Below are 23,844 nucleotides of genomic sequence, written 5' to 3' on the forward strand. Positions count from 1 at the left end.
AGCGATAAGTTATTTTATGGTTCGCTTATTGTGTGGGCTGCTATTTGCCCATCTTGACGTCATTAACCCATTTGGTGATCAGCTTCTTACGCATCTCGGTAGCACCGTAAGTGTCCATGTCGTAATTAATCAGTTTCAGATCATCAAGTTTGAGTGAGTTAGGGGAGGTCGCCGCAGTGGTATTGGTCAGGATCTGATAGGACTGACCTTTCTGCCATGCTAACTCTTGCGCGTCTTTTGACAGCACCCAGTCAACGAATAACTTGGCGTTATCCAGATTACGCGCACCTTTCAGAATGCTGACACCACCAATTTCATAGCCAGAACCTTCGCAAGGCGAAATCAGTTTCAGAGGCGCACCTTTCTCTTTTTCCAGTGAGTAATCGTGCAGGAAACCAATACCAATGGTCGTTTCGCCGCGTGCAGCGTTACGCGCTGGGGCGATGCCGGATTTGGTGTATTGCGACACGTTGGCATTGAGTTTTTTCAGGTAATCGAACGCCGCATCTTCACCCCATAATTGAGAGAAAGTGGCCAGCGCGGTGTAGGCAGTGCCCGAGCTTTGCGGGTCGGCAATCTGGATTTCACCTTTGTAGATAGGGTTGGTCAGGTCTTTCCAGCATTTAGGTTCTGGCAGACCTTTCTCTTTCAGGCGGTCAGTATTCACGCCCAGCCCTAAAATACCGATATATACCGCAGAGGAGTAGTTACCTTTGCGTTTGGCCGGATCACGGAATTGCGGCATGATTTGCGCCAAATTCGGTGAGGCGTAAGGATAAAGTAAATCCATTTCACCGGCCTGAGATTGCGGGTCCAGAGTACCGCCATACCAGACATCGGCCTGTGGGTTCTTTTTCTCTGCGTCCACTTTAGCGAGTGTGCTGCCGGAGCCATTGCGAATAAAGCTGGTTTTGACATCGTATTTTTCGCCGAACGCTTTGGCTTCTTCTTCACACATGGCATTGGTGGCGCTGCAATAAATAACCAAACGCCCTTCCGCCTGGACGACGGTGGTAAAAGCGCTCAGTGCGAGGCCTGCGGCTACCAGTGCTGAGAGAGGTAAGAGTTTCATAACATTATCCTTTTTATCCTTTTATGCGCCCATCACTGGGGCATAAAGGATGGTTGTTGTAGGTAGAGGTATGACTTACTTGGTTAACGTCCTTTTTTACTTAACGCATTTTTTATTTAACGTACTGCTTTCAATCGATTAATGCCGGTCATTAACAGCGGCATTAATAACAACCCAACGCATGCCGACGCCAGTGTGAGCAGAGCAAAAAAACCTTGCCAGCCATAGTGTTGCAACACTTGCGCCAGCGGCCATCCCGCCAGTGCCGCACCGAGATAAGCAAATAATCCAAGAAACCCGGTGACCGTACCGGCAGCATCTTTATGGGTATATTCGGTGGCTGCCAGGCCAATGAGCATCTGTGGTCCAAAAACAAAAAAACCAATGCTAAAAAATGTCACGGACAGTAGCGGGTAGTTATGTACCGGTGCCAGCCACAGGGCGGTCATCGTCAGAAACAGCCCCAATGCGAACAACAAAATCATCGGCGCGCGCTGACCGCGAAATAACAAATCTGATCCCCAACCGGCAAACAGCGCCCCAAATAACCCACCTAACTCAAATAGCGATAAGGTGGCATTGGCGCTGAGCAAATTGACGCCATGACTCTCCGCTAACCAAATATTGCCCCAGTCATTGAGGGCGATGCGGATCAGATAGACCAGCACATAAGAAACCCCTAATAACCAGATGGTGCGGTTGCGCAAAATGGCATCGCGAAAAATACGCCCCATCGGCATGGGGGGGCTTTGCTGCTCTTGCCACTGATCCTGTGGATCTCGCCGCCATTGGCCGATGGTCGGTAAACCTTGCTGTTGCGGCTTGTCGCATAATTGCCAGCACAACCAAAGACCTAACACGATACCAATAGCTCCAGGCACTAACAGTGCGGCCTGCCAGCCGTAATGCGAGGCCAGAAAGGCCGATAACAGCGGCACCGCCGCGCCGCCAATACTGATGGAGGTATTCCAACATCCCCACCAGGTTCCGCGCTCATTGCGCGAATACCAGGTACTCAGCAATTTGGCACAAGGCGGCCATCCCCACCCTTGAAAGAAACCATTTAACGTCCAGACCACCAACAAGGCGGGCAGGGAGTGGCACAGGGTAAACACCACATTCAGTATCCCGGTCATCATCAAACCGATGCCCATGATCCAGCGTGCCTGGGTGCGGTCGCTGACAATGCCGGACACAAATTTTGAGCCGCCGTAGGCCAGATAGAACAGGGTACCCAGCAAACCGATATCTCCTTTATCCAACCCCAATTCCAGTTGCATCACTGGCATGGCGTAGTTGACACTTTTACGTGTCAGATAAAAGGCGGCATAGCCCATCACCATGGCGACCATCAGGCGCGGTCGCCAGTAGCGGTAACGCGCATTCACCTGCTCCGGCGTCAAAGGCTCAAGGGGTAAAGTCTTTGACGACAATGGCGATGCTGACATGGATTCCTCCGGTAATTGTGTTGAGTGTAAGGAAGGAAAAAGTAAAAGAGATGAGACAAGGTTGTAGACGCTTAGGAATAATGCTTAGTTATGAAGGTTTTTGATCCCGTTCTGTGGGCGGGTTCACAGAGTCGTTAGTGCGGATATGGGTTGGCAGGTTAACCACCACGCGGGTTCCTAAGCGGCGTTGCAGTAGCCAGTCACCACCCAATGCCCGCACCCGCTCTTCAATCCCGCGTAGACCAAATCCCCCGCCTTGCGGTTGCACGGAGATCCCCATGCCGTCATCGCGCACTTCCAGGGTGATGATATTGTCGGTCAGGCGCAAACTGACCTGAATATTGCTAGCATTAGCGTGTTTATTAATGTTGTTGAGCAGTTCTTGCACCAGCCGATACAGCGTAAATACCACCACATCCTCACCGGGTGTCGCGGGCAGGGCATAATCCAATTGGAAATGAATCCCTTGCTCGGCGAAAGCAAACTCTTCCGCTAAATGGTGTAGGGCTTGATCCAGAGGCATTTCATCCAGCACCGGTGGGCGCAATTGGCGTAGCAGTTGGCGGGTGGTTTGATGGATTCGTTGCGATAAACTGCTGATTTGATTAGCCGCAGATTGAGCCGCTGGCGAGGGCGCGCAGCGGTTGACCAGCATGGCCTGAATTTGAATGGCGGTGATATTCTGGCCGATTTCATCGTGCAATTCACGGGCAATTTCTTTGCGCACATCTTCCTCGGTGCGCACTAACCGTTTCATTAATTTACGCCGGGTTTGTAACTCTTGCTCCAATTGATGGCGATAGCGGTGCAGATGTTGAGCTAACTGCTGTTGGCGGCTAATGGCAATCCCCAGTGTCAGCCCTAACAGTGCCTGAGTGGAGAGGAACAATTCCAGTTCCGCCAAATCATGGAATGCACCACTGGCCTGGCGGGTCACGGTAATCATCAGGCTGCCTAACACTGCCGCCAACACCCCGCCTTGCCAGCCAAATTTATACGCCATAAAGACATTGGGTAGAAAGACAAAAATCAGCAGTAGCCGCTCCATATTGGGAGCAATGGCTATTTGCACACAAACCCCAATGGCAAAAATCAGCGAGCACCAAATTAGCAGTGAGGTGCGCAGCGGTGGGTCGGGCATCTGCTGCGAGAACAAGTTGCGGATATGCTGCTGTTTTAAATATTCATAGATTAGATAGGTGAACGGCACTAACAGAATGCCGCCGGTAAAAGTGGCAAGCAGTGTCTGGGTTAACGGCACAGGCAGCCAGAAGCCCAGTATCAGCCCATGCAACATACTGTTACCGGTGACGGCGGCGAGCAACAGTAATAACCGCTGCCAGTAAAGAGTGTAATGGTGCCAAAAACGCTGGGTCAGTTCGGCGGGCAGTAAACTGAGGAACGGTGACAGCATAATCAACACTGTAGGCTGCAACTGTTCACTGTGCAGCCACCACAAGGCGGCACACTCGGTCAGCAGCAACACTGACCAATAGCGGCGCGGCAGCAATATCATTAATGCCAGCCGCAGGCCTTGTGGCAGTAATAGAACGGCATGTAAACCATCATCACTCAGATAAAAACTGATAGTCCACAGCGCCAGCCAACTCAGTGAGAAAAAAATGACCAAAAACAGCGATAGCCCCACTGAGCGCAGTTGCCACATGTCAGTTTCCAGCCAGCAACTGATGTTGCAGTGCAAAATGCACCAGCTCGACGGTGGTTTCGCAATTCAGTTTACCCAGAATATTGGCGCGATGAACATGGACGGTTTTGTGACTGAGTGACAATTGTTCGGCAATGGATTTGACGCTGATCCCATTGATCAGTAACTGGAAAATCTCTTTCTCGCGTGGCGTCAAAATCGCCAGTTGTTGCGGCTGCTGTGGCATATGGCGCAGGGCGCGCAAGGCATCGGCGCACAGATAGAGGCCGCCACCATGCACGGTTCGTAGCGCTTGCACCAATTCATCCGGGCCACAGCGCTTAGTCAGGTAGCCACTGGCACCAGCATCCATGGCACTTTGCACAAATGCGGTGGTGTCATAAATGCTCAAAATAATGGCGCGGAAATGCGGCATGTTTTGGCGCAGGCGCTTGAGCAGGCTTAGCCCGCTTTCATCCGGCATCGAAATATCCATAACAGCAACATGTACATCGGTGTTGGGTAGATTGGCCCAAGCCTCTGCCGCCGAACCATACTCACCAATAATACGAATATCTTTTTCCAGCGATAACAACTGGGCAAAACCCGAGCGGACAACAATATGGTCATCTATCAACGCGACATTAATCATGATTTTTCATTATTGCGGAACATATGCTTGCATGATGCTGATCAATTATTAGCGTAGCAATAATTGTTATCAGAAATGTAAGAGGCTTAACAGATGTGGGCAAAATCTGGTGGTGAAATAGGCAGTTTCCGGTGAAAAACGCAGCGCTCCACAGGATGGATGTGGAGCGCGAAGGTGTAGTGTGAGCGGAACTCAGTGCTGGTTACAGCGCTTTTTTACTGCGGTAGATGCGCTGTGGTCGGCCCACTTTGCCATAAATAATCTCTGCTTGTAGCGCTTGATTTGTTGCACAGAATTCCAGATAACGACGGGCCGTGGTACGGCTCAATCCGAGCATCTGGGCAACGTTCTCCGCCGTGTATTCCTCGGCATTATCACTAAATAATGTCTGGATTTTATCCAGTGTCATTTGGTCGATACCCAGTGGTAAAGCCACTTTTTGCTCGCCACGAGCATAGGTATTGTACATTTCATCAATCTGGCGCTGATTGACCTTGGTGCCATCTTGCAAGACTTGATGACGATGGCTGTAGCGGGCCAGCGATTGTTCCAACCGTTCGTAAGCCACTGGTTTTATCAGATAATCAAAAACCCCATAGCGGATAGCTTCAGAGACAGTTTCACTGTCGCTGGCTGCGGTGACAAAAATAATACCGCCAGAGAACCCCTGTAAGGTCAGTTCGCGTAATAATTCTAAACCACTGCCATCGGGTAGATAGTTATCCAGCAGAATTAAATCAGGATGAAAGCGAGCCACCATGCTGCGGGCTTGCTGCAAATTGCCCGCCAGCCACACCTCATGGCAGTGGCTGCTTTGCTTGATAAATTCGGCATGCATTTCTGCCAGTGGTGTTTCATCTTCAACCACTAAAATATTAAGACATTCCATGGGATCTCCCTGTCTTTGAGATCAATGCGTCTTCGGAATAAAGACGGTAAATAAGGTGCCGCACGGCGGATTCTCTTCTATTGTGATGGTGCCACCACTTTGCTGAACATAGGTGGCTACCAAATACAGCCCAATACCATGTTCATCTGAATTTTTGGAACTGATACCTCGTTCGAACAGGCTATCTTGCAACTGTGGCTCGATGCCGCAGCCATGATCGGCAACTTCCAAAATCACATTTTCACCTTCATCAGACAGGTAAATTTCAATTTGTTTATCGCCGTCAGGATTTTTTAGGCTGGCCTCAAAGGCATTATCGAGCAGGTTTCCCATGATAGCGGCCAGTTCATTTTCGCCGATATTGGCAGGCAACTGACTTAACTGGCAGCCGGGGACAAAATTCAAATTCAGCCCCAACTCTTTGGCCCGATGGTATTTACCAAATAATAATGCGGCAATCTGCCGGTTATTGAATGCGGTACGCAGCATATCAATCAGCGCCTGATGGGAGGAAGACTCGGTTTTCACCATCTCCAGCGCCCGGTCAAACTCTTTCATTTGCAACAGCCCACTCAGGGTTGACATCCAATTCAGATGCTCATGCCGCACCGTGCGCAGGTTCTCGACATATTGCTTAATCTGGCTGAGTTGGGCGCTGAGAGTATGAATATCATCCTGACTGCGAAAACTCACCACCCAACCTTGAAATGCACCATCTTCCGACCAAATACCCGCCCGGTTGGCGATGGCATTCAAGCCATTAAAGGTACAGAGTTCATCCTGGCGATTTTCACCACTTTGATCGAGAAAGAAGTGGTCAGGGGAGACGACTTCACTGACTTTACGACCAATCAATTGCTGTGGTGTGGCTGAGATATTCAGCATTTTACGCGCATTTTGATTGATTGCAGTGATCCTTCCCTCAGGATCAACCGCGAGTAACCCTTCGAATACGGCACCGAACAAGGCTTCTTGTTGGCGCAGCACTCGCGCTATTTCTTTGGGTTCCATTCCCATCATCTGGCGGCGGATATGATGAGCAAACAGCCATGACAGTAGCAATAATAAGCCGAGTACCAGGATAAAAGAGTGGGTCAGTGGCAGCAGATAAATCAGCCGCCAGTGGTCTATTTTGCTGATCAGATACCCCAGAGAGACGACACCAATGATTTTTCCCTGCTCATCGCGGATGGGCGTTTTGGCGCGCATGGCTTCCCCCATGGAACCTTTGCCAAAAATAATATAACTCTCGCCCCTTTCCAGTGCGCCGGGTTTGGTCCATTGCATTGGGTGACCAATCATCTCCGGATTGGGGTGATACAGACGAATGGATTGAGTGTCACCAATGACCAGGTAATCAAGGTCGGAAGTGCTCCCGAGTCGGCTGACGATTTGGGCTAGTTGTGCCTTATCGCGGTGCTTCACGGCATTGACGACGGAATCCATCGACGCAATAATTTTTGCCTGATTCATCGCTGTTTTGCTGACTTGATCGAGTAGATATTGCTCAAAATTATGGCTGAGAAAGCGATCCAGCGCGCCTACCAGCAGAATAGAGACGGTCAACAGCAGCAGAAATATCCGCAATGGAAAGGCCATGTTTTGCAACCGGCCCCATATTCGGCCACGCCATTTTAATTTGCCTGATAGGGAAACATCGGCAGAGGGGATCGACACATTACTCACCTTATTTAACATATGGGCTATGTACTGGCGTTAACATAAGTTAATTTAAGAAATAATTAAATAGCTAAGAGAAATAAAAATATATATTAATAATTAAGAAAATTAAAACCATTAAATAACTTATATTTACTCTCTTATATGTGAAATAGGTCAATTAACCGCGCTATTTTTATGTTTAGCATGTGCTCATAAATTAATTAAAATTAAAAACAAGCCTAGGTTAATTTATTTTATCTTGTTGTTTTTATGTGAAATATTTATTTAAAGGTGGCTTTATAATTTATTTCACTGTGGGTAAAACAACTTGTTTTTTATTTGTTATGTAAACGTTATGGCAGAGAGTGAATTATGGATACGGTATTTAAGCGAATTAATCGGTCAGACCATCAGCAGATTGCAGAAATAACACGCTTCTTGCGTGAAAATGATCTGAATATAGATACCACTGTTGAGGTTTTTATTACCGTAAGCCGTAATGACAAGCTGGTGGCCTGTGGCGGTATTGCCGGTAATATTATCAAATGCGTGGCCATCAGTGAGCAGGTGAGAGGTGAGGGGCTGGCGCTGACGCTAGCTACTGAGCTGGTCAATCTGGCCTATGAGCGCCATCACAGCCATCTATTTATTTATACCAAAACTAAAAACGAGAGCTTATTTAAAGCCTGTGGATTTTATCCTATAGCGAGTGTCCCTGGCATTGTGGTGTTGATGGAAAATAGCGACTGCCGTTTGCAGCGCTATGCCAAACAATTGAGTCAATTACGTCAGCCAGGGCAGAAAATTGGCAGCATCGTCATGAATGCCAACCCATTTACTCGCGGGCATCAATATTTGGTGCGGCAGGCCGCCGCGCAGTGTGATTGGCTACACCTGTTTTTGGTGAAAGAAGATAATTCGCGTTTTCCCTATGAAGACCGGCTGCAATTAGTGCTCGAAGGCACCCAAGATATTGCCAATCTTACGGTGCATCCCGGTTCGGAATATATGATCTCCCGTGCCACTTTCCCTTGTTATTTTATTAAAGATCAAGGCGTGGCAGATGACTGCTATACCGAAATCGACCTAAAAATATTCCGCCAATATTTGGCTCCGGCACTGGGTGTTACCCACCGCTTTGTCGGGACTGAGCCGTTTTGTACTGTGACCGCTAAATATAACCGCGACATGAGCTTTTGGCTGGAGACGCCGTTATTGCCTTATCCGCCGATTTCGCTGGTGGAAATTGAACGTCTTAAATATCACAACACCGCTATTTCCGCCTCATGGGTGCGCAAACTATTGGCACAGGGGGATAGCGAAACCATTCGCAAGTTAGTTCCTCCCGCTACCTGCCATTACCTACAGCGCTTGTTGTCACAACGCGCGCAAAAAGCGGCCAGCACAGAGAAAAGCTCAGCATTAGCAAAGAGTTCAGCCCCGTTTTAACTGACTAAAGAGAGCTGATTAAAGCAGGGCGCAAAGATAGGGACTGATACCTAAGTCAGAAACCACGAATTTGAAGACAAGTTAATCAGGTGAAACATGAAAATTATTAGAGAGGCCGTCGCCGGAACGTTGGAATCGAGCGACGTTATGGTGCGCATCGCACCATTAAATCCACCCGAAATAGATCTGCAAATCCACAGCAGTGTGGACAAGCAGTTTGGTGAAGCCATTCGCTACAGCGTACTGGCGTTGCTGGAACAGTATCGGGTAACCGGAGTGCAACTGATTATTGACGATAAAGGCGCACTGGATTGCGTGTTACAGGCACGGCTGGAAACCGCGCTGCTGAGAGCCTGCGATGAAAAAATTCTGCCATGGAGAGCGCATTGATGAAACCCGAAATGAAAAACAGAATGCGCCGCAGCATGTTATTTGTTCCCGGTGCCAATGCCGCCATGGTCAGTAATGCCTTTATTTATCAATCTGATGCGCTGATGTTTGACCTGGAAGATTCCGTCATTCTGCGCGAAAAAGATGCGGCTCGTCGCCTGGTCTATCACGCCTTGCAGCACCCGCTTTATCAGGATGTGGAAACCATAGTGCGAGTCAATGCATTGGACTCGGCTTATGGTCTGGCTGACTTGGAGGCGGTGGTGCGTGGTGGCGCGGATATCGTGCGTTTGCCGAAAACCGATAATGCGAAAGATGTCGAAGATATGGCGCGTGAAATCAGCCGTATCGAATCGGAATGTGGTCGTGAAGTGGGCAGCACCGGCTTGCTGGCTGCTATTGAATCAGCACAGGGCATCACTCAAGCGCTGGCTATTGCGCAGGCATCGCCGCGTTTAATGGGGATTGCGCTGGGAGCTGAAGATTATGTCCGCAACTTGCGCACTGAGCGCTCTCCCGAAGGGATTGAGCTGCTGTTTGCTCGCTGTTCAATATTGCAGGCCGCCCGTGCGGTAGGGATTCAGGCTTTTGACACCGTGTATTCCGATGCCAATAACGAAGCGGGTTTTTTGCAGGAAGCCGCGCTTATCAAACAACTGGGTTTTGATGGCAAGTCATTGATAAACCCACGCCAAATCGAACTGTTACACAACCTCTATGCGCCGACCGAGAAAGAAGTCCGCCATGCCCAGGCAGTGGTTGATGTTGCTGCAGCGGCAGAAGCCGAAGGGCGCGGTGTGGTTTCTCTGAACGGCAAGATGGTGGACAGCCCGGTGATTGAACGGGCGCGGTTGGTTTTGCAACGTGCGGTCAGCGGCCTGCGTGAGGAATAAGAGATGAATAGGCAACAACGAGTAGAAAGTTTAAGCCACAGTCAGGATAACGGCCCGGTATATCGCCCGTATCAGAACACTTCTAAAGCGAATTTACAGGCGCAGAAGCCACGCAATATCAAGATGTGTGATTCATTGGAAAATGTGATTCGCCGTAGCGGGTTGCAAGATGGCATGACCATTTCTTTCCACCATGCTTTCCGTGCCGGAGATTTGACCTTAAATCTGGTGATGAATGCGATTGCCGCCATGGGCTTCAAAAATTTGCGTCTGGCCTCCAGCTCTTTGAGCGACTGCCATTCGCCTCTGGTGGAGCATATCCGCAATGGTGTGGTCAGCGAAATCTACACCTCGGGTCTGCGCGGGCCGCTGGCGGAGGAGATATCGCGCGGATTATTAGCCAAACCGGTACAGATTCATTCCCACGGCGGCCGCGTTAATTTGATTGAGTCCGGCGAGCTGACCATCGATGTCGCTTTTATCGGGGTGCCGGCTTGCGATGAATTCGGTAATACCAATGGTTTTAGCGGCGCTGCCTGTTGTGGCTCATTGGGCTATGCGCGAGTGGATGCTGAATATGCCGGTTGTGTGGTGTTGCTAACGGAAGCTCTGGTGGCTTATCCGCATCATCCGGCGAGTATTGCTCAGGATCAGGTTGATTTGATTGTGCAGGTTGAGCAAGTGGGCGATGCCGACAAGATTGGCGCTGATACCACCAGAATGACCTCCAATCCCCGCGAATTACTCATTGCCCGCCGTGCTGCCGAAGTGATTGCCGGTTCGGGCTATTTTGTCGATGGTTTCTCTTTGCAGACCGGCACTGGCGGGGCATCGCTGGCGGTAACACGTTTTCTTGAAGACAAAATGTTGCGCCGCAATATCACTGCCGCTTTTGCACTGGGTGGCATCACCTCAACCATGGTGGATTTGCACGAAAAAGGGCTGATTACCAAGCTGCTGGATGTGCAAAGTTTTGACAAACAGGCCGCCTCTTCGCTGGCCCGTAACCCACGTCATATCGAAATCAGTGCTAATCAATACGCTAATTTTAGCTCGAAAGGGGCATCCGTCGATCGGCTGGATGTGGTGGTGCTCAGCGCGCTGGAAATTGACACCGGTTTTAATGTCAACGTGTTGACCGGTTCTGATGGTGTGCTGCGCGGCGCTTCCGGCGGCCATTGCGACACCGCGGTTGCCGCTCGACTGTCAATCATTGTCGCGCCATTAGTCCGTGGCCGTATTCCAACCCTGGTCAAGGACGTGACCACTTGCGTCACGCCGGGTTCCAGTGTCGATATTTTAGTGACCGATCACGGTATCGCGGTAAATCCAGCACGGCCAGAACTGGCCGAACGTTTGCAGCAAGCGGGTTTGCCGGTAGTCACCATCGACTGGCTCTATCAGCGTGCGCTGATTCTGACCGGTGAACCACAACCGATCAAATTTACTGATCGGGTGGTGGCGGTGGTGCGCTATCGCGATGGTTCCGTGATTGATGTTGTTCATCAGATACAGGAGTAGACGATGAATACACTTTCCCCCGCATTAGCCGCTAACCGGCCAATCAGTTTGCCGGAATTGCTGACCAGTCGTGAGTCGCGTCAGAGCCGGCAACAGGCCTGGTTGTCGCGTCATCAAGTTACGTTGATTTCATTGACTCTGGTGGCTCCGGGAGCAATCAAAGATAACCCATTGACTCGTAAGCTGTTTGCGCTGGCGTGGCAGGCCATTACCACCTTGAGCCAGCAGCAATGTTGGCCAGTGTTGCAGCAAGAGGTGTTTCCGCTGCCGACCGGCTGTGAGGGCTTGATAGCGGTTGATTTGCCCGCCGAACAAGTGAAAGACGCCGCATTGTTGCTGGAGCTAAAGCACCCGCAGGGCAGGTTATGGGATATCGATGTGCTGGATGTTTCAGGGCGAATTTTGTCACGCCGTGATGTGGGCTTAGCGCCACGCCGCTGCTTGCTGTGCCATCGTCCAGCTAATGTGTGCGCCCGGGCACAGACGCATACCATTGACGAATTATTGGCCCAGATGGAGTTGATGCTCAATGCTACCTCTGCAACGCACTGACGAGATGGCGGTTTCATCGACTGCCTTTTGGGCAAGGGATGATTTCAGCAAAAAGTTCGGCGCATTGGCTTATCAGGCGATGTTAGCTGAAGTCAATCTGACACCGAAACCCGGCCTGGTGGATTGCGTGAACTGTGGCGCGCATCAGGACATGACGCTGCAAGATTTTTATCACAGTGCTGATGCTATTGCGCCGTGGCTGCCCCGTTTTATTGAACAGGGTATGCGTTATAGCCATTTGCAGGGGCAGGCAGCGCTTAACAGCTTGCGGCCGTTAGGGTTGGCTTGCGAAAACAGCATGTTTCAGGCGACCAATGGCGTCAACACCCATAAAGGCAGCGTTTTTTCTCTGGGGCTGATTTGCTGCGCACTTGGGCGGTTAAGGGCGCGAGCACAATCAATCAGCGCCGAAGCAGTGTGTCAGGAGGCCGCCAGCTTATGCCGTGGGCTGATTGAGCGCGAACTACGTCAATCGAATCCACAACAAACCGCCGGGCAGCGCCTGTTTTATCAATATGGCCTGACGGGCGCGCGGGGTGAGGCTGAATCCGGCTTTGCCACGGTGTTAACCCATGCTTTACCCGCGTACCGGCGCTTATTAGCTGACGGGGCGCAACCTGACCATGCCTTATTGCACACTTTGCTGATTTTGATGTCCGTCAATCGCGATACCAATGTGGTTTCTCGTGGCGGTATGGCGGGTTTGCAATGGTTACAACAACAGGCAACAGAACTTTTGGCCTCACTCTCGGCGGCAGGGATGAATGATCCTCTCAGCCTGCGGCGAGTGTGCATGTTTGACGCCCAATGTATCGCCCGCAACCTTAGCCCTGGCGGCAGTGCTGACCTGCTGATCCTGACCTGGTTTCTGGCGCAATTCCCTCATCACCTCCCTCACAAAAATAAGAACGTTGTTATTGGACCAGTAACAGCTATCGGCCCGGTAACAGCTATAGGAGTCTCTCTATGTTGAAGTCGCAAGAGAAATTATGGAAAGCGCTCGCGCCTTTTGTGGTGCTGGCCGTTCTGCTGTTGATCCCAACCCCGGAAGGTATGCCACCACAAGCCTGGCGCTATTTTGCGATTTTTGTCGCCATGATTGTCGGTATGATTTTAGAGCCAATTCCTGCCACGGCGATCAGTTTTATCGCGGTGACAATTTGCGTGCTAAGTTCTGACTGGGTGCTATTTAGTGCCGCCGAAGTGGCGGATGCCAGCTTCAACGGCGGTAAAGAGTCATTGAAATGGGGGCTGGCAGGGTTCTCCAGCACTACTGTCTGGCTGGTGTTCGGGGCATTTATTTTTGCGCTCGGCTATGAAGCCACTGGCCTTGGCCGCCGTATTGCGTTGTTCATGGTGAAATTCATGGGCAAGCGCACACTGACCCTGGGTTATGCCATTGTTATTATTGATATTCTGTTGGCACCCTTTACGCCATCGAATACTGCCCGTACCGGCGGCACCGTATTCCCGGTAGTGAAAAACCTGCCGCCGCTGTTTGACTCTTATCCCCATGACCCGTCGTCACGGCGCATCGGTGGTTATCTGATGTGGATGATGGTGATTGGTACTAGCATCAGTTCCTCCATGTTTGTTACCGGCGCGGCACCTAACGTATTGGGTATTGAGTTTGTCAATAAAATAGCCGGTGTTCATATCGGCTGGATGCAGTGGTTCCTGGCATTCCTGCCGGTTGGGTTGATTTTACTGATTGTCGCGCCGTGGCTCTCCTATGTGCTGTATAAACCCGGTGTTACCAAAAGTGATGAAGTGGCGACCTGGGCACAAACAGCACTGAATGAAATGGGTGGCCTGACTCGCAAAGAGATTACCCTGATTGGCTTGGTGCTTCTGAGTCTGTGTTTGTGGGTGTTTGGCAGTCAGTTCATTGATGCCACGGCCGTTGGTTTGCTGGCGGTATCGTTGATGCTGGCGCTGCATGTGGTGTCGTGGAAAGATATCACCAAATATTCCAGCGCCTGGAATACATTGGTGAATCTGGCGACCTTGGTGGTGATGGCAAATGGCCTGACTCGCTCTGGTTTTATTGATTGGTTTGCCAATACCATGAGCACTCACCTTGATGGCTTCTCACCGAATATGACAGTGGTGGCATTGGTGCTGGTGTTCTATTTCTCTCATTACCTGTTCGCGAGTTTGTCTGCTCATACCGCCACCATGTTGCCGGTGATTTTAGCTGTCGGCAAGGGCTTGAGTGGCGTGCCAATGGAGCATTTATCCATGCTGTTGGTGTTATCCATCGGGATCATGGGGGTGTTGACGCCGTATGCTACCGGGCCGGGTGTGATTATCTATGGCTGCGGCTATGTGAAATCTAAAGATTACTGGCGTTTGGGTGGGATCATGGGGGTGTTCTACATCAGCATGCTGTTGCTGGTGGGGTGGCCAATCATGAGTCTATGGTATTGATTTTTCAGACCAGTAAGTGAAGGGGCGACCGTACCTAGGGGCACTCCGACGGCTCACGCCGTTACGGCCCCAATGGTACGTTTCCCCTTCATTTGGATTAATTATTTCAAAAAACCATCTTGATACTGATGTGTCGGGCCTGTCAGCGGCCCGACTTACTTGTGTAAGATGATGAGTTGATTGGTTAGCCGGTATAAACGCCAAAGACTCTGGGTAGCCACAGGGATATTTCCGGAATATAAGTGACCAGCATTAACACCAGGAATAGCGCGCCGTAGAACGGTAACATCGCTTTTACCACTTGCTCGATTTTCTGTTTACTTACCGCACTGGCCACAAACAGCACCGATCCCACGGGAGGGGTAATCAGGCCAATCCCCAGATTAATCAGCATAATCATGCCGAAATGCACCGGATCGATACCCAATGAATTGGTGACCGGCATTAAGACCGGCGTCAATATCAAAATCAGTGGTGCCATATCCATCAACGTGCCAATCAGCAACAGCATGATATTGATACACATCAGAATGACGTATTTATTATCAGAAACCGAGGTAAAGAACTCAGTGATACGCTCGGGCAATTGCATGTAGGTCATGATAGCGCCAAAACTGGCAGCAAAACCGATTAAAATCATCACGATAGTGACGGTTTTTACCGTGCGGTACATCAACTTGGGTAGCTCTGACCATTTGTAATCACGATAGATAAACATAGTGACGAAAAACGACCATAAACAAGCAATTGCGGCGGATTCAGTGGCAGTAAATATCCCGGAAAGTATCCCTCCCATGATGATGACGACGGTCATCAGCCCCCATAAGGTATCAACAAAGATTTTCAGCGCCTGGCGGAATGGCACCCGCTCCCCTTTGGGGTAACCTCGTTTATAAGCAAAGCCCACACACATTAGCATCAGGGTGAAACTGAGCAGCAGGCCCGGCAGGATCCCGGCAATAAACAGTGCAGCAATAGAAACCGTACCGCCGGTTGCCAGCGAATAAATAACCGAGTTATGGCTAGGGGGTGTCAATATGGCCTGAACCGAACCACTGGCGGTGACGGCAGCCGCAAAATCACGCGGATAACCTTTTTTATCCATTTCGGGGATCATCACGGAGCCAATTGAAGCCGTGTCTGCCACTGATGACCCTGAAATTGCGCCGAAGAAAGTTGAGGCCACAATATTGACCAGTGACAGACCACCACGGATAAACCCAACGAAAATATAGGCAAAACTCACCAGTCGCCGCGCTATTCCTCCTTCGGCCATAATGGCGCCCGCCAGAATAAAGAACGGGATCGCTAACAATGAGAATTTGTTTACGCCGCTGGTAATTTGGATCATGACCGCCTCCAGTGGCAAATCAATCCAAAATGCGCCAGCAATTGCACTTAATCCGACGGCATAAGCCACCGGCACGCCAATAGCCAACAAAATTGCCAGGGTAAAAACTAAAATAAATGCATCCATAAGGCAAAGTTCCCCAAATTATGAGTTGCCGATCATGACTACCGGGCGGTGGGTCTGTGAGCCGAAGAACAGGCGCTCGATAATAAACAGCAGGGTAATAGCGGAGCCGATAGGCAGAGGAATATAGGTTTGCCCGGCAGTCAATAATGGGAATTCAGCCACCGGTTGTGACCAAAGTTCGCTGCATAAAGTGTAGCTGTAAGCCAGAATAAACAGACTTATCAATATCATCAGCAAATCCACCAATATCAGACAGATTTTTTTACCAGCTTCAGAGAGTCGGTCGGTGACCATACTGACGGCAATATGTGAACCGGAGCGGTAACTGGCGGCAGCGCCAATAAAAGTAAATGTCACCATGCATAAAATAGCCACGGGTTCTGGCCAGGATAAGCCATCATTTTGTACATATCGGGCGAATATCCCCATGGGAATAACCGCAACCATAATAATTAAAGCAATACCAGCTACCCAGATTGACAGGCGATATAAAGCATCCATCGTTGATAGATAATAGCGAGCCATAGCGGAGACCTCAGATTACCCTTCGTCCTTGGCGCTGTAGCGGTGTTAGTCGCCTGACTACAACGCCAATGATTCTGGGTATATATCGATGGTATTAAGTCATTAATACCGCCAAAAGAATATTATTGGACAGCACTGATTTGCTGCATGAGGTCTTGGTAATCTTTGCCAAACTCATCACGTACTGGCTGCGTGGCTTGGTAATAAGCGTCATGATCGATTTCATGATATTGCACGCCGCCAGCTTTCATTTTGTCATGAGATTGCTGCACATAGGCTTGCCACAATACACGCTGTTCCGCCTGGGCTTCTTTTGCCAGTTTCAGAATGGTTTGTTGATCTTCGGGAGATAATTTATCCCACTTGGTTTTAGAATAAAGGAACAATTCAGGAATAATAAAATGGCCGCTCAAAGTATAGTTTTTGACTACCGGCAGATAGTTATGAGCAACAAATGTTGGCTCATTATTTTCAGTGCCATCAATCACGCCAGTTTGCATCCCACTGAACACTTCACTGACGCCCATGCTGAGCGAGTTAGCACCCATGGCTTTCAGTGTGGCTAATGCAATCGGGCTACCTTGTACCCGGATTTTCATGCCTTTCAGATCTTCCGGTTTAATAACCGGTTGTTTGGTTATCAGATTACGGGTACCCGCATCCATCCAACCGAGGAAGACCAATTTTGAGTTCTTATTGTTAGTAATTTTATCGCCAATTTCCTGACCAATTTTTCCATCAAGCACTTTATGTAAATGATCTTCATCGCGGAACATATAGGGCAGAGTAAAGACACTGATCTCCGGTAAAATAGAGGCAACAGGGGTCATGGAAACACGAATAATATCAATTGCTCCCATTTGGGCCTGTTCTATCATTTGTTTTTCATCACCCAAGACCCCGCCTGGGAATGTTTTAATTTCCAACCGCCCGTCGGTCGCCGTTTTTAGTTTGTCACCCATATTTTTAACCGCAACAACATTAGGGTAATCTTTAGGGTGAACATCAGCCGCTTTAATTTGTTGAGCAGCAGCTATTTGGCTAAATAAAATGGCAGAAATAGCCAGACAGAGTGTTGGTAGTGGCTTAGGAAATTTCATTCAGTGGTCTCCAGAAGTCATTAAAACAATAAATTAAAAGGCGATATTTCTCATCGTGGAATAGTTATATAAAAGGGCTTTCCTTTATCCCCAGGGTATTCAACCTAGCTGTTTACATTTGCTTTTAAATTGACCATTGTCACAGAAAAAGAAACGACAGGAACTGTGTTTCAATAATTGTGAAGTTGCATTTCATGGTAGGGTAACCCCCACAAAATGCGTGGTAAAAGAGAGGATTTATCGGGCTATAAATGTGGCACAACTTGAAGTGACTAACGTTTTAGTTCAAATGGCGGGGTTCTGATATTGTGGCAAGCGAGGTTAACTACTACTATAAAACGCTATAAATCAACATAAATAGGATAACGCGTGACCTCGGTATTTATCCGTAATTTTACTTTTGCCGCACTTCCAGCCGCCGGTTTGAATGACCAACCCCTGTTTCATGGGCTTTTGGCTAAATGTGATTTTGATGTGAATGAATATCGGGATGAGCTATTTGCCGTGTACGGCATTGCGTTTCCTGGCAGTTTGCAAAAAGCCGTAGCTAAACGGCGTGCTGAATATCTGGCAGGACGCTTTGTTGCCAGACAGGTATTGAATATGCTGGAGGCTCGCGATTATCCATTGGCAAATGGTATTGACCGCGCCCCACTGTGGCCGGCCGGTTTGATTGGTAGTATCAGCCATAATAACCAACGCGCTTTGTGCACAGCACAAATAATCACACCCACCGGTGGGCCTACAGAAGCCAGTTCCCGCCGGCACGGTCTTGGTTTGGATATTGAAAGCATCATTGCTGATGAAAGAGCCGCTAACTTATGGCCAGGTATTCTCAGTGAAGAAGAGTATCACTGTTTTCAGGATGGCCCATTACCTTTTAACCAATTGCTGACATTAGCTTTTTCCGCTAAAGAGAGTTTATTTAAAGCCGTCTACCCGCAACTTGGGCGTTATTTTGATTTTCTTGAAGCGAAACTGCTGAGTTATTCATTGGACACCGGGCGTTTTGAATTACAGTTATTACGCGAACTAAGTGAAGACTTCCCCGTAGGCCGTTGTTTTACCGGATGTTTCACATTAAATAACAGTGATGTGCAGACATTTATTGCTTATTAATCATGATGTTATTACTTTTGTCATTATTTTTAATATTTTTAAGTTGGAAAGTTCAATGGGAATAGGCTAGATATTTAGCTATCTAAAATATTTATTGATAGGACATCATGAAATATATAGTGCTATTTATTTTCATCTTATGCGTAGCTTATGTGCATTTTCGCGGAAAAGTTCGTTATAAATTCTGGCGTCAACTCTCAGACCATTCGACATTTGTTTCACCAATCAATGCCTTTATGTATTTATTCTCGCGGGTTCCCACCACGCCTTATTTAAAACAGGACTTGTTCCCCGAACTGGCCATACTGCGAGATAACTGGTTAAAAATTAGGGAGGAAGGTAAGGCATTAATGGATATCCAGCAAATCAAAGCATCGGATAAATATAATGATGCCGGTTTTAATTCTTTCTTTAAAACGGGTTGGAAGCGTTTTTATTTGAAATGGTATGAAGATAACCACCCATCGGCAATGACATTATGCCCTTACACCACCACCTTATTGAAAGGGCTACCGTCGGTGAAAGCGGCGATGTTTGCTGAGTTACCGGACGGCAGCCGTTTACCTCGCCACCGCGACCCTTATGCGGGTTCCTTACGTTATCACCTTGGTTTAATCACACCGAATGATGATCGCTGCTTTATTGATGTAGATGGAACTATATATAGCTGGCGTGACGGTGAAGGAATATTGTTTGATGAAACTTATATTCATTATGCTGAAAACCAAAGTGGGCAGAATCGACTTATCTTGTTTTGTGATATTGAACGCCCGATGCGTTATCGTTGGGCGCAATGGGTTAATCATTGGTTGGGACGCAATTTGATGAGTGCTGCGACAGCACCCAATGAAGAAGGGGATAGGACTGGCGGAGTCAATCGAGCGTTTAAATATATTTATGCGGTACGTAAGGTAGGTAAGCGCCTGAAAACCTGGAATCGTAGAATTTATTATCTGATCAAATGGATATTATTTGGTGGTATTGCTGCGCTGATTTTTTATGCGCTGTAGCATCAGGCGAGCAAAAAGCGATCAAATAGCAAAAAGTCCGCTTATTTTTCTTCAAGCGGGCTTTTCTCATTAACATCTGATATTTCCCACCTTTTAGTCCTCCAATCGTGTTTGTTGGCCTGGATGCAGGCAAAATTTCATGCCGTGGGCCGTCAAACTTCAAATGCAAATTTTTATTCCAAAATAAATTATTTTTGAAATAAAATAGTTAACCAGGTCACAAAAAAGATAACTTTCTGTATCCCTTCCTCATTAAAAACCCATAAGTTGAAGTAGATAAATCACTTATTTTTTTATTTAATATCAAAATGATAGTTGTTTCTGTGGTAATCAAGCCCGCTGTTAGCTATGTTTTTACTCACACAGAAGTGAAATCAAGATATCATATTGTGATCGATATAGAATTTTAATTTCAATATGAATGATATGTTATGTCACAGTTAAGTTATTCAGATGTTGCTGCAAGTGGTCTGGCGAACAGGTTAAAAATCGAAAATGTAAAAGGGGCGTGCTAAACAGAAAAACACATCATAAATAATATAACGTCACACTCTGTAACAAGGTTTATTTGGCTTCAATAACTGCATTTATCTAATTAATAAATCAGAGTGCCAAAAAGTTTTTTTTCACTTTCTCTTTTGAAAGTGCGGGGACGTTTTTTTTAAAAAACCTTTTTGACATTAAATGGATACTCAAATAAAAGGTAAGGATATGTCGTTAATGATGAATCTCAACGCACAACAGAGAAAACGATTACATCAAATAACATTAGTCGCTACCTTTGGTGGCTTGCTGTTTGGTTACGACACGGGTGTTATTAATGGTGCATTTTCGTCATTGAAAGAAAATATGGCACTGACACCGACGACAGTCGGTCTGGTCATGAGTGTGCTTTTGGTCGGTGCCGCCATTGGGAGTATCTTGGGCGGAAAACTGGCTGACTTCTTTGGCCGAAGAAAATATTTACTCTATCTCTCTTTCGTTTTCTTCTTTGGTGCACTCTTGTGCGCATTATCCCCTAATATTACTTGTCTGTTAATTGCTCGATTTTTGCTCGGTTACGCAGTCGGCGGCGCATCGGTTACTGCACCTACATTTATATCCGAAGTTGCGCCAACAGAAATGCGGGGCAAACTAACGGGGTTAAATGAAGTGGCCATTGTGTTTGGTCAATTAGCAGCATTTGCTGTGAATGCGGTAATTGGTATTGTTTGGGGACATCTTCCTGAAGTCTGGCGCTATATGTTATTGGTGCAGACTATTCCCGCGATTTGTTTATTGGTTGGAATGTGGCGTTCGCCAGAAAGTCCTCGCTGGTTGGTCAGCAAAAATCGACGTGAAGAAGCATTAGCCATATTAAAACAGATTCGTCCCGAACAGCGTGCAATTAAAGAATTTGAAGATATCGTCACGTTGATTGATGTTGAAAAAGAAAAGCACTTATATGCAAAGAAAGATTGGGCAATTATTTTTCATACACCGTGGATCTTAAAATTAATCTTGGTAGGTATTGTTTGGGCGGCATTGCAGCAGACAACCGGGGTTAACGTGATTATGTACTATGGTACGGAAATACTGAAGACTGCCGGGTTCTCTGAAAGAATGTCGTTGATCTGCAACGTGTTAAATGGCGTCTTTTCTGTTGGTGGTATGATTATTGGGGTGCTTTTCCTGGTTGACCGTTTTAAACGAAAGACATTAATTATTTATGGATTCGCACTCATGGCAACATTACACCTGATTATCGCCGGTGCAGATTATTATCTGATGGGGGAAATCAAGGCGACTGTCATTTGGTTGCTGGGTGCGTTATTTGTCGGTGTTATGCAGGGGACCATGGGCTTTCTTACCTGGGTGGTATTAGCTGAACTTTTCCCATTAAAAATTCGTGGATTATCTATGGGGATTTCGGTGTTTTTCATGTGGATCATGAACGCAATAGTCAGTTACTTATTCCCGGTATTACAAGCGAAGTTGGGCCTCGGCCCGGTATTTCTGATTTTTGCACTGATCAACTATCTGGCGATTATCTTTGTGGTCGCAGCCTTGCCAGAAACAGCTAATAAATCATTAGAGCAACTAGAAGAAGAACTGTCTTCCGGTAATTAATAGGTACTGCTTTATATGAGACAAATGAGTCATAGCGCAAAGGGGACAGGTCATGCTAGATAATATTACTGCTGAAAATATCCATTTAGGATGTCATGCAAAAAATAAGGCTGAAGTTTTATCCATGGTAGGGAAAGAGTTTAAAGCTAAAGGGTATATTAACCAGGATTGTATTGCTTTCCTTAATGAAAGAGAGCAGCAAGTCTCCACCTTCCTGGGTAATGGAATTACCTTGCCCCACCTGCCAAAATCAGCGACCAATATTATTGTTAAAACAGGTGTTGAGATCTTCCAATTCCCTGATGGTGTTATTTGGGATAGAAGCAATGTGATGTTTATTGCCATTGGCGTTATCGCGAAAGAAAAAGAGCATATCGATGTGCTGAAAGATATTGCCTCGATCTTTAGTGATGAAATTATTGCTAATGCACTTTCGCTGATTTCAAGTAAGCAGGATTTTCTGCGGATTCTTAAGCGGAAATAGCGATAAGCTTATATCGGTAATACTCAAGCCGGAGCAAATTATCAGATAGCCAAAAGCCCGTTTAAGGTTTCTTAAGCGGGCAACTCTAATTTCGATGTTAACTGATGTTTATTCTTGTGGGTCTTCTCCTGATATTTTCACCTGGCCGGAGGTAATACTTCAGTTTTTCTGTCATGACTCATTATTGATATTGAGTGAGGATAGGGGGCTGAAGCATTTATCTGTCAAGCTTGTTGTGAAATACCGCCAACCTGACTGTTGAAAACTAAAGTGTTGGCGGCATTCTAATGTTAATAAATGACAAACTATCTTAGGTCGGATTAATAACTTTCCAACTGCTACCATCGGACATATACATCAGGTGCTGGCCCTTGTTTACCGTCGTAATACCACCATTTACATAAATTGATGAACTGTTACTAGCGCGATGATCCACAAATATTGATTTCCATTTAAGCGTGTTAGGTTGCGGGAAATAGATATTTGGTGCCCAATTATCATCTTGGGAGCGTATAGCGACCAAATTGACTTTGCTCAATGCGCTAGAGATGGTCTCTGCAGTCAAGTCCTTGCCATTGACAATCGATACTGTCGGTGCATTTGGGGAGGCCATTGCACGAAGATTACTTACGGTATTGATGCATGCATCACCATTGCATGCAGCTTGTACCACGTAAGGATCATTGCAGTTTCCATAGGTATAGGAACGCTGTCCAGCCTGTGTTTTGTCATCGCCGATTGGATTCAGAAAGATTGAACTTTGAGCGCCCATCACATAACAGGAAGAAAGTTGACCATTTCCTTGAGAATATTCTTCAACAAAACCGGAAGATGCGTATAGCTTGCCGAATGTTTCTGGAATTTCGATAACGCCAACCGTTGTTGTTGTACCATCCATCAGATTTGTCACTACCCCTGTAACCAGATTTCCATCTTTGAAAACATCTAATTTGTACTGATACCCTGTTTTCCACGGCACCACAATCTGGCATTGCACGCCTGAACCTTCGTGGTCGAAGTAATTACAATTATCACTCTTCCATCCTTTTGCCTTCCAAATAGAGTAATTAAAGGCATGAACTCCATTGCCCCTGTTTTGTAAACCAATATACCCCCCATCCCCTTGTTTAAAAAAAAACTGGTTTGCCCAGTAGTAGTGGGAGTCGGTTCCGCCATCGTGACTTATCTGCTGGAAGAAAGATAATTTATTGAATTCTGAGTTGGCAGGCCATAAGTGATTGATCGCAACAATCCCACCGGCTACCACGGCGTAACTTAGCGGGCTTATCAGAAATAATACTTGTGATAATAATATTTTTTTAATTCTATAGCTCATAATTTAATTCCTTATTTTAAGTAATAACTATGTAATAAAATTAAATTTATTTTCATCAATATGAAAATATTGGTTTGATTA

General features: G+C 47.3%; 21 protein-coding genes. 11 read left to right on the plus strand and 10 right to left on the minus strand.

Annotation, left to right across the window (positions count from 1 at the left end; all coding sequences use genetic code 11):
• Nucleotides 1-40: 40 nt before the first annotated feature.
• The 6 genes from HU019_RS11935 to dpiB form a co-directional block, all read right to left on the minus strand.
• On the minus strand, nt 41-1,072 hold the full coding sequence (locus tag HU019_RS11935; protein WP_174847255.1) for an ABC transporter substrate-binding protein: 1,032 nt from the start codon (nt 1,070-1,072) through the stop codon (nt 41-43).
• A gap of 116 nt (nt 1,073-1,188) precedes the next feature.
• The gene (uhpC, locus tag HU019_RS11940) at nt 1,189-2,520 is read right to left on the minus strand and encodes an MFS transporter family glucose-6-phosphate receptor UhpC (protein ID WP_174847254.1); all 1,332 of its coding nucleotides are present in this window, start codon (nt 2,518-2,520) and stop codon (nt 1,189-1,191) included.
• 88 nt (nt 2,521-2,608) lie between these two features.
• Nucleotides 2,609-4,186 (minus strand): MASE1 domain-containing sensor histidine kinase, encoded by a 1,578-nt coding sequence (locus HU019_RS11945; RefSeq protein WP_174847253.1) that lies wholly within the window; start codon nt 4,184-4,186, stop codon nt 2,609-2,611.
• 1 nt (nt 4,187) lies between these two features.
• Nucleotides 4,188-4,817: a response regulator transcription factor gene (locus HU019_RS11950; RefSeq protein WP_174847252.1), complete on the minus strand. Its 630-nt coding sequence runs from the start codon at nt 4,815-4,817 to the stop codon at nt 4,188-4,190.
• 202 nt (nt 4,818-5,019) lie between these two features.
• On the minus strand, nt 5,020-5,706 hold the full coding sequence (gene dpiA / locus HU019_RS11955; RefSeq protein WP_174847251.1) for a two-component response regulator DpiA: 687 nt from the start codon (nt 5,704-5,706) through the stop codon (nt 5,020-5,022).
• A gap of 21 nt (nt 5,707-5,727) precedes the next feature.
• Complete coding sequence (gene dpiB / locus HU019_RS11960; RefSeq protein WP_174847250.1) at nt 5,728-7,404, minus strand: sensor histidine kinase DpiB; 1,677 nt, start codon at nt 7,402-7,404, stop codon at nt 5,728-5,730.
• Between the two features lie 336 nt (nt 7,405-7,740).
• Here dpiB and citC point away from each other — a divergent pair, with 336 nt between their 5' ends.
• From citC to HU019_RS11995, 7 genes are all read left to right on the plus strand, one after another.
• The gene (gene citC / locus HU019_RS11965) at nt 7,741-8,817 is read left to right on the plus strand and encodes a [citrate (pro-3S)-lyase] ligase (protein WP_174847249.1); all 1,077 of its coding nucleotides are present in this window, start codon (nt 7,741-7,743) and stop codon (nt 8,815-8,817) included.
• A 96-nt stretch (nt 8,818-8,913) separates the two neighbouring features.
• Nucleotides 8,914-9,207: a citrate lyase acyl carrier protein gene (gene citD, locus HU019_RS11970; protein WP_025377851.1), complete on the plus strand. Its 294-nt coding sequence runs from the start codon at nt 8,914-8,916 to the stop codon at nt 9,205-9,207.
• Complete coding sequence (locus HU019_RS11975) at nt 9,207-10,100, plus strand: aldolase/citrate lyase family protein (RefSeq protein ID WP_174847248.1); 894 nt, start codon at nt 9,207-9,209, stop codon at nt 10,098-10,100. The genes citD and HU019_RS11975 overlap by 1 nt, the downstream gene beginning before the upstream one ends.
• A 3-nt stretch (nt 10,101-10,103) precedes the next feature.
• Nucleotides 10,104-11,621 carry a citrate lyase subunit alpha gene (gene citF, locus HU019_RS11980; RefSeq protein ID WP_174847247.1) on the plus strand — a complete coding sequence of 506 codons (1,518 nt, stop codon included), beginning with the start codon at nt 10,104-10,106 and terminating at the stop codon, nt 11,619-11,621.
• 3 nt (nt 11,622-11,624) lie between these two features.
• Entirely contained in the window at nt 11,625-12,173 is a 549-nt protein-coding gene (gene citX / locus HU019_RS11985) for a citrate lyase holo-[acyl-carrier protein] synthase (protein ID WP_174847246.1), read from the plus strand.
• Nucleotides 12,151-13,146, plus strand: a complete 996-nt coding sequence (citG, locus tag HU019_RS11990) for a triphosphoribosyl-dephospho-CoA synthase CitG (RefSeq protein WP_174847245.1) — start codon at nt 12,151-12,153, stop codon at nt 13,144-13,146. The genes citX and citG overlap by 23 nt, the downstream gene beginning before the upstream one ends.
• Entirely contained in the window at nt 13,140-14,603 is a 1,464-nt protein-coding gene (locus tag HU019_RS11995) for an anion permease (RefSeq protein WP_174847244.1), read from the plus strand. Before citG ends, HU019_RS11995 begins: the two co-directional genes overlap by 7 nt.
• Nucleotides 14,604-14,787: 184 nt before the next feature.
• Here the strand turns inward: HU019_RS11995 and HU019_RS12000 are convergent, their stop codons facing one another.
• The 3 genes from HU019_RS12000 to HU019_RS12010 all read right to left on the minus strand — a co-directional run bounded on the left by HU019_RS12000 (nt 14,788) and on the right by HU019_RS12010 (nt 17,705).
• Nucleotides 14,788-16,080, minus strand: coding sequence for a TRAP transporter large permease (locus HU019_RS12000; protein WP_145556402.1), 1,293 nt, complete (start codon nt 16,078-16,080; stop codon nt 14,788-14,790).
• 18 nt (nt 16,081-16,098) lie between these two features.
• Nucleotides 16,099-16,605, minus strand: coding sequence for a TRAP transporter small permease (locus HU019_RS12005; protein WP_174847243.1), 507 nt, complete (start codon nt 16,603-16,605; stop codon nt 16,099-16,101).
• A 122-nt stretch (nt 16,606-16,727) separates the two neighbouring features.
• The gene (locus HU019_RS12010) at nt 16,728-17,705 is read right to left on the minus strand and encodes a TRAP transporter substrate-binding protein (RefSeq protein WP_174847242.1); all 978 of its coding nucleotides are present in this window, start codon (nt 17,703-17,705) and stop codon (nt 16,728-16,730) included.
• 369 nt (nt 17,706-18,074) lie between these two features.
• On the opposite strand from HU019_RS12010, the gene HU019_RS12015 reads away from it, so the two are divergent.
• The 4 genes from HU019_RS12015 to HU019_RS12030 all read left to right on the plus strand — a co-directional run bounded on the left by HU019_RS12015 (nt 18,075) and on the right by HU019_RS12030 (nt 22,427).
• Nucleotides 18,075-18,824 carry a 4'-phosphopantetheinyl transferase family protein gene (locus tag HU019_RS12015; RefSeq protein WP_174847241.1) on the plus strand — a complete coding sequence of 250 codons (750 nt, stop codon included), beginning with the start codon at nt 18,075-18,077 and terminating at the stop codon, nt 18,822-18,824.
• A gap of 107 nt (nt 18,825-18,931) precedes the next feature.
• On the plus strand, nt 18,932-19,834 hold the full coding sequence (gene lpxO / locus HU019_RS12020) for a lipid A hydroxylase LpxO (RefSeq protein WP_174847240.1): 903 nt from the start codon (nt 18,932-18,934) through the stop codon (nt 19,832-19,834).
• 711 nt (nt 19,835-20,545) lie between these two features.
• Entirely contained in the window at nt 20,546-21,943 is a 1,398-nt protein-coding gene (locus tag HU019_RS12025; RefSeq protein WP_174847239.1) for a sugar porter family MFS transporter, read from the plus strand.
• A 52-nt stretch (nt 21,944-21,995) separates the two neighbouring features.
• Nucleotides 21,996-22,427, plus strand: coding sequence for a PTS sugar transporter subunit IIA (locus HU019_RS12030; protein ID WP_174847238.1), 432 nt, complete (start codon nt 21,996-21,998; stop codon nt 22,425-22,427).
• Nucleotides 22,428-22,737: 310 nt separating this feature from the next.
• Here the strand turns inward: HU019_RS12030 and HU019_RS12035 are convergent, their stop codons facing one another.
• A complete protein-coding gene (locus HU019_RS12035; protein ID WP_174847237.1) occupies nt 22,738-23,763 on the minus strand; it encodes a DUF3472 domain-containing protein in 1,026 nt (341 codons plus the stop codon).
• Between the last annotated feature and the right edge of the window lie 81 nt (nt 23,764-23,844).

This window comes from Yersinia artesiana (assembly GCF_902726545.1).
In the GTDB taxonomy this organism is placed as follows: Bacteria; Pseudomonadota; Gammaproteobacteria; order Enterobacterales; family Enterobacteriaceae; genus Yersinia; species Yersinia artesiana.